Source organism: Pseudotabrizicola alkalilacus, from assembly GCF_003443995.1.
In the GTDB taxonomy this organism is placed as follows: domain Bacteria; phylum Pseudomonadota; class Alphaproteobacteria; order Rhodobacterales; family Rhodobacteraceae; genus Pseudotabrizicola; species Pseudotabrizicola alkalilacus.
The window spans coordinates 1-791 of sequence record NZ_QWEY01000045.1; the positions used below are offsets into that span (position 1 = coordinate 1).

A 791-nucleotide genomic window follows, 5' to 3' on the forward strand; every position below is an offset into this window, starting at 1 on the left:
ACGCGTTGGGCGACTTCTTCGCGAATGCGCTGCGACAGGGCGGCGCCGTCGATGATCCTAGCGGTCATGCGTGTGCCTCGGGTTTGGCCAGGGCCACTTTCATCAGGTCGGCAACGGTGGTCACTTCAAGTTTTTCCATGATGTTGGCGCGGTGCGCTTCGACGGTCTTGATGCTGATGCCGAGGTCGTCGGCGATCTGCTTGTTCAAGCGGCCGGCGACGATGCGCTCCAGCACCTGCTGCTCGCGCGCGGTCAGGCGCGCCAGCATGGCTTCGTGGTCTTTCTGGGCCTGGTGCTTGCTCACGCGCTGCGTGGCCTGCTCCAGCATGCGCGCCACGATTTCGCGCAGATCGGATTCGTTGAACGGCTTCTCGAGGAAGTCGACGGCGCCCTTCTTCATGGTCGACACGGCCATCGGCACGTCGCCGTGGCCGGTGATGAAGACGATGGGCAGCGGGGCGTTGCGGGCGATCAGCTGTTCCTGCAGTTCCAGGCCGCTCATGCCGGGCATGCGCACGTCGGCGATCAGCACGCCGATCTGGCTGGCGTCGTAGTCTTCCAGGAACGACTCGCCGCTGGCGTAGGCGCGGACGCGGTAGCCGTTGGCTTCAAGCAGCCAGCGCAGCGAATCGCGGACCGCTGCGTCGTCATCAACAATGAATACCGTGCTCGACAGGTGGGGCGTGTTCATGCGTGCAACTCCTCGGACTGATCATTCTGGGCCGGCGTCTGAGACGCAGCGCAGGGCAGGGTAAAGCGGAAAATAGTACCGCCGGCGGGGTTCGGGTCCG

General features: G+C 64.5%; 1 protein-coding gene. It reads right to left on the bottom strand.

Going from position 1 to position 791, the window contains the following annotated elements; genetic code table 11:
• Positions 1-64 precede the first annotated feature (64 nt).
• A complete protein-coding gene (locus D1012_RS21910; RefSeq protein ID WP_118156236.1) occupies positions 65-691 on the bottom strand; it encodes a response regulator transcription factor in 627 nt (208 codons plus the stop codon).
• Positions 692-791 lie beyond the last annotated feature (100 nt).

What these genes read in the sequence shown, in the direction of transcription:
- D1012_RS21910 (WP_118156236.1), bottom strand. Translation starts at nt 691, where the DNA reads ATGAACACGCCCCACCTGTCGAGCACGGTATTCATTGTTGATGACGAC.